Source organism: Mesorhizobium sp. M7A.F.Ca.AU.002.02.1.1, assembly GCF_003998535.1.
Lineage (GTDB): Bacteria > Pseudomonadota > Alphaproteobacteria > Rhizobiales > Rhizobiaceae > Mesorhizobium > Mesorhizobium ciceri.
In genome coordinates, this window is the sequence record NZ_RZPB01000416.1 from 1 (window position 1) to 5,546 (window position 5,546).

The following is a 5,546-nucleotide window of genomic DNA, read 5'->3' on the forward strand; positions in this document are numbered from 1 at the left end:
ATCCTGCACCGGCGCGAGGCTGGCGCGCCGAAGATCAAGGACCCGACACCGGATACCAAGGTGCGCCTGCGCGGCCTGGCCAACCTTCCGCTGCTGGCGGGGGTGATCGGCGCCATCCTGCTATCGGCGGCTTGGAAGCCGGGCGTCAGCTTCTCCGTGTTCGGCGTCAGCCTGGAACTGCAGAACCTGGTGCGCGACGCCATGATCCTGGCGCTCGCCCTCGTTTCACTTGTCATTTCGCGCAAGGAATACCGCGAGGCCAATGGCTTCAACTGGGGTCCGATAGCAGAGGTGGCCAAATTGTTTGCCGGCATCTTCATCTGCATCGTGCCGGTCATCGCCATCCTCAGGGCAGGCCATGAGGGTGCGCTGGCGCCGCTGGTGTCGCTTGTGAGTTCTTCCTCCGGCCAGCCCAACGATCTCGCCTATTTCTGGCTGACCGGGGCGCTGTCATCCTTCCTCGACAATGCGCCGACTTATCTGGTGTTCTTCGAGCTTGCCGGCGGTGACCCCCGGCACCTGATGACGGAGTTCGCTTCGACGCTTGCCGCGATCTCGGCCGGCGCGGTGTTCATGGGCGCCAACACCTATATCGGCAATGCGCCGAATTTCATGGTCTACGCCATCGCCCGACATCGCGGCGTGAAGATGCCGGGCTTTTTTGGCTATATGGCATGGTCGGGCCTGGTGCTGATCCCGACATTTTTGGTAGCGGGTTTTCTGTTCTTCGGCTGATCAACCCACGCCGACATAACGGCGCACCGCCGACGGGTCGGCGCGCAATTCCTCGACATCGACCGTCTCGCGGTTGCGGCCGTTTTCGACGAAAGCAACGCGGTCGGCGACAGAAAGCACTGCATCGACCCGTTGTTCGACCAGGATGGTCGACACGCCCATGTCACGCAGCGTCGACACCGTCTCGCGGATCTTGGCGATCATCGACGGCATCAGTCCTTCGGTCGGCTCGTCGAGCAATAGCACCTGCGGTTCGAGGCAGAGTGCACGCGCCATCGCCAGCATCTGCTGTTCGCCGCCGGACAGTGTGCCGGAACGCTGCCGCAGCCGCTGGCGCAGCAATGGAAAGAGGTCGAGCACGTTTTCACGCGTCGCCTTGCCTTTGCCGCGCGCCATCAGGCCGATCTCGATGTTTTCCGCCACCGTCATTTCGGCGAACAGTCGCCTTCCCTGCGGCACATAGGCGACGCCGGCCTTCGGCACCTCATGCGCCGGCAGGCCGGTCAACTCCTTGCCATCGAGCCTGATCGAGCCGGCGCTCGAGGGGACCAGCCCCATGATGGCCTTGAGTGTCGTCGTCTTGCCGGCGCCATTGCGGCCGAACAGGCACAGCACCTCGCCTTTGTTCAGCACCAGGTCGAGGCCATAGAGCACCTGGACCTCGCCATAGAAGCAGTCGAGCCGCGAAATGGTGAGTGCTTGAGGCGTGGCCTCGGCCTGGTTTGCCTCGGTCATGGGGCAGTCCCCAGATAGGCTTCCTGCACCGCCGCGTTTTCGCGGATCGCTTCGGGCGTGCCTTCGGCGAGGATCTTGCCGGCATTGAAGACAGTGATGCGGTCGGCCAGCTGCATGACGACAGGCATGTTGTGCTCGATCAGAAGCACGGTGGCGTTCTTGGCGATCTCGCGCACCAGGGTGATGAAATTGTCGATCTCGCTGTCGGCCAGCCCTTGCGTCGGCTCGTCGAGGATCAAAAGGCGCGGCTTCAGCGCCAGCCCCATCGCCACTTCCAGCAGGCGCTGATGGCCGTAGGACAACTGCCCGGCCGGCATGTGGGCGCGATCGGCCAGGCCGGTGCGTTCGAGTGCGGTCATGACAGCGGCCTGTATCGCGCTCCTGGAATGGCTGCCATGCCGCAGCGTCAGTTGCGCGGGCAGCGCGACGTTGGCGTAGACGGACAGGTTGGCATAGACGCTGGTGAGCTGGAAGGTGTAGGCGATCCCCCTGCGGACCCTGACATAGGCAGGCAGATTGGTGATGTCGGCGCCGTCGAAGACGATCATGCCGGCAGACGGCTGGATGCGGCCGCTGACCAGGCTGACGAAGGTGGTCTTCCCCGCTCCATTGGGGCCGATCACGGCGCGGATTTCGCCCGGCATCAAGGAGAAATCCACACGGTCGACGGCACGCAGGCCGCCGAAGTCGCGAGAAAGGCCCTTGGTGGTCAAAAGCGGCATCATGGCAGCCACCCGAGCCAGCGCTGCCTAATGCTGCCCAGAATGCCTTTGGGGAAGAACAGCACAAGCAGGATCAGCGCGATGCCGACGATCAGCAGATAGGCGGAGGTGTAGCCGCTGGTGATATCGATGACATAGTACATGAACAGCGTGCCGATCAGCGGCCCGAGCGTTGTTGCAGCACCGCCCAGCAGCACCCACAGCAGCGGCAGGATCGAATACTGCACCGACGCGAAGCTCGATCCGACATAGCCGAACAGCAGCGCATAGGCGGCACCCGAGCCGGCGCAGATGATGCCGGAGATGACGACGGCGGCGAGCTTGTTGGAGAAAGTGTCGTATCCCAGCATCTTCGTCCGCTCCTCATTCTCGCGGATGGCGACCAGCACGCGGCCATACCGGGAGCGGACGATGGCCAATGTGACGAGAAGCACGATCGAAAACAGCGCCAGCGCCGTCATGTAGCGAACGGTCGGATTGGTGAGCTCGAGCGATGTCGCGCCGAAGGTGAGCACACGGGCCGGCTGCGGCACGACCATGCCCTGGTCGCCGCCGGTCCACGTCGCGAAGTAGAGGATGAGGAGGTAGAACACTTGCGCGAACATCATGGTGACGATCATGAAGGCGACGCCGGTGGTGCGCAGCGCCAGCAGGCCGATCACGAGTGACACAACAACACCACAGGCAAGCCCCGCGGCGAACGCCGCTGGTACGCTCCAGCCGAGCTGGATGACGGCAAGGCCGGCGCCATAGAGCCCGGCGGCAAAGAACATGGCATGGCCGAGGCTGAGCAGGCCGACATAGCCGAACAGCATGTTGTAGCCCATGGCGAACACTGCCAGCACCATGATGCGGGCGAGCAGGCCGTGATAGTATTCCGGCAGAAGGAAGCTCAGCACGAAAAGCAGCCCGACGACGCCGAGATGCATGGCATAGGCTTTTACCGGCGAAGCTTCGCTCATCGCGACCTCGTCCCGAACAAGCCTTGCGGACGGAACACCAGCACCATGGCGACCAGCAGCGTGGCGATGATCTTGGCCAGCGTCGGCGAGAAGAACATCGAGATGATGCCGTCGGAGAGACCGATCAGCACGGCGGCGACGACCGTGCCGCGCAGCGAGCCGAGGCCGCCGATGATGACGACGATGAAGGAGAGCAGCAGCGGGTCCTGCCCCATCAGGTAATGCGCCTGGCTGATCGGCACGATCAGCACTGCGGCAATGGCCGCCAGCATGGCGCCAAGCGCGAAGACGCCGCCATAGACGCGGCCGACGGGGATGCCGAAGGCCTGCGCCGTCTCGCTGTCATACTGCGTGGCGCGCATGACGAGGCCGACCTTGGTGCGCGTCAGCACCAGCCATGTCGCGGTGAGCAGCAGCGCGGAAGTGGCGATGACAGACAGTTTGTAGCCGGAGTAGCCGAACCACGGCAGAAGGATGCGGTAGCTGAACGGCGGCTCCACCGGCCGCGCCTCCGGACCGTAGAAGGTCAGCGCCAGCTGCTGGATGATGTAGAGCATGCCGATGGTGGCGACGATGGTGGCTTCCGGATTGTAGTTGAGCCGGCGCAGCACCAGCCGTTCGGCGACCAGCGCAATGGCGCCGACGATCAGCGGAGCAATCACAAGTGCGGCCAGGAAGCCGAGCGCCGGATGGCCGCCAATGGCTGTGGTGATCGCCCAGGCGAGCACGGCGCCCAGCATGAAGAACTCACCGTGCGCGACATTGACCACCCGCATGACGCCGAACACCAAGGACAGGCCGAGCGCGGTCAGCGCCAGCACGGCTGAGGTGACGAGGCCTTCGAGGGCGGCGAGGAGGAGGTGGGGACCGAAGTGCATGCTACACGCCCAGCGATAGCGCAATCGCGCCCCTTGCGGGGGGTGAGGAGTGGTCCGCGCAGCGGACGGAAAGCCAATTGCTTGGCTTTCCGAACGACGAACGCCCGGAGCGACAGCGAAGGGCCGGGTCCGGCAGGCCAGAGGGGGGGGCCTTGGCGCTCACGCTGCTGCGCTAAGCTCACAGCGCCTGCGTCGTATAATCCCCTTCGGCCTCGTAAAGTCCGTCCTCGATCTTGGTCTTGTGCACGACCTTGAGCTTGCCGCCTTCGATCTTGGAGATGTTCTGGATGCCAAAGCACTGGTGGATCTTGCCGTTGAAGGTCTTCGGTCCCTGCGGATGTTCCGGACCTTCGGCGAATTCGGTCAGCGCCTCGGTCGCCTCGACCAGCTTGGCGCGGTCTTCCGGTCCCTTGTAGCCGGCGTCCTCCATCGCCTTCTTGACGACGTAGAGCGTTTCCCAGCAGCCGAACATGTGGGCTGCGGTGGAGACGTCCTTGGGGTCGCCGACGGCGGCGCCATTGTCGTCGATGCCGACAGCAGCGCGATAGGCCTTCTGCGCCTCGGAATCATCGGCCTGCGCATAGCGCGGCGAGCCTTCCCAGAAATGGCTGCCATCGAGGAATTCGAGGCCGGGGCTGTTGATGTCGGTGGCTTCGAGCGAATCGATGAAGCCGAACAATTGCGGCCGGTTGGAGCCGTAGAACTCACCAAGCTCCTTGACGAAGGTGAGCACGGCCGGGCCGACCATGACGTGGTAGATCACCTCGGTCTCGGCCGGGATCTGCGGAAAATACTTGGTGAAGGACGATTCTGTCGGCGGGATGGCGATCTGCGCGATGACCTCGCCGCCTTGCGCCTTCAGCGCCGGCGGCAGGTAGTCGCGGTGGTCGTAGCCGAAGGCGAAATCCGGGAAGATCTGCGTCACCTTCTTGCCTGCATTGGCCGCGATCCACGGCGCCATCGACTGGATCTGGCTCTTCACGTCGGTGATGCCGGGCTGGAAGACATAGCGGTTCAGCTTGGTCGAGGCGACGTGATGGCCTTCGCTGACGACGAAATAGGGCATCTTGTTTTCGCCGGCGGCGGGCGCCGAGCCGATGACGACATGCGAGAACAGCGTGCCGAAGACGATGTCGGTCTTGTGCTGGGTGGCGAACTTGCCGACCACCTCGGCGCCACGGCCGGGATCGGTGCCGTCATCCTCGATGATCACCTCGACCTGGCGGCCATTGATGCCGCCGGCGGCATTGATCGCCTTGACCGCGGCAGCCGTCGTCTTTTCGTACCAGCGGCCATAGGCAGCGCCGATGCCGGTGCGGTGCGACTGGAAGCCGATCTTGATCGGCGCCGAACTCTGCGCCTGGGAATAGCGGACGAAGCCAGGGGCAAGGCCGAGGCCGGCGCCTGCGGCCAGACCTTTCAGTGCGGTGCGGCGGGTGAGCGTGGATCTGGAGAGATCGAAAAACCCATTCTTGTCAGTCACGGCAGTTCCCCTGTTTTTGAGTTTTGACTGG

At 63.9% G+C, this 5,546-nt stretch carries 6 protein-coding genes; 1 reads left to right on the forward strand and 5 read right to left on the reverse strand.

Going from position 1 to position 5,546, the window contains the following annotated elements:
• Positions 1–735, forward strand: a 735-nt coding sequence (locus EN879_RS22765; protein ID WP_206520982.1) for a sodium:proton antiporter, incomplete at its 5' end; no start/stop codon positions are given.
• Here EN879_RS22765 and EN879_RS22770 read toward each other — a convergent pair.
• From EN879_RS22770 to EN879_RS22790, 5 genes are all read right to left on the reverse strand, one after another.
• The gene (locus tag EN879_RS22770; protein WP_063169739.1) at positions 736–1,470 is read right to left on the reverse strand and encodes an ABC transporter ATP-binding protein; all 735 of its coding nucleotides are present in this window, start codon (positions 1,468–1,470) and stop codon (positions 736–738) included.
• On the reverse strand, positions 1,467–2,195 hold the full coding sequence (locus tag EN879_RS22775) for an ABC transporter ATP-binding protein (protein ID WP_063169740.1): 729 nt from the start codon (positions 2,193–2,195) through the stop codon (positions 1,467–1,469). The genes EN879_RS22770 and EN879_RS22775 overlap by 4 nt, the downstream gene beginning before the upstream one ends.
• Complete coding sequence (locus EN879_RS22780) at positions 2,192–3,154, reverse strand: branched-chain amino acid ABC transporter permease (RefSeq protein ID WP_063169741.1); 963 nt, start codon at positions 3,152–3,154, stop codon at positions 2,192–2,194. Before EN879_RS22780 ends, EN879_RS22775 begins: the two co-directional genes overlap by 4 nt.
• Positions 3,151–4,032, reverse strand: coding sequence for a branched-chain amino acid ABC transporter permease (locus EN879_RS22785; protein WP_063169742.1), 882 nt, complete (start codon positions 4,030–4,032; stop codon positions 3,151–3,153). The genes EN879_RS22780 and EN879_RS22785 overlap by 4 nt, the downstream gene beginning before the upstream one ends.
• A gap of 178 nt (positions 4,033–4,210) precedes the next feature.
• Positions 4,211–5,515 carry an ABC transporter substrate-binding protein gene (locus EN879_RS22790; protein ID WP_013528442.1) on the reverse strand — a complete coding sequence of 435 codons (1,305 nt, stop codon included), beginning with the start codon at positions 5,513–5,515 and terminating at the stop codon, positions 4,211–4,213.
• Positions 5,516–5,546: the final 31 nt, after the last annotated feature.

Bases quoted from the DNA above. Each gene is read 5' to 3' on its own strand.
- EN879_RS22770 (WP_063169739.1), bottom strand. From the start codon at position 1,470: ATGACCGAGGCAAACCAGGCCGAGGCCACGCCTCAAGCACTCACCATT.
- EN879_RS22775 (WP_063169740.1), bottom strand. From the start codon at position 2,195: ATGATGCCGCTTTTGACCACCAAGGGCCTTTCTCGCGACTTCGGCGGC.
- EN879_RS22780 (WP_063169741.1), bottom strand. From the start codon at position 3,154: ATGAGCGAAGCTTCGCCGGTAAAAGCCTATGCCATGCATCTCGGCGTC.
- EN879_RS22785 (WP_063169742.1), bottom strand. From the start codon at position 4,032: ATGCACTTCGGTCCCCACCTCCTCCTCGCCGCCCTCGAAGGCCTCGTC.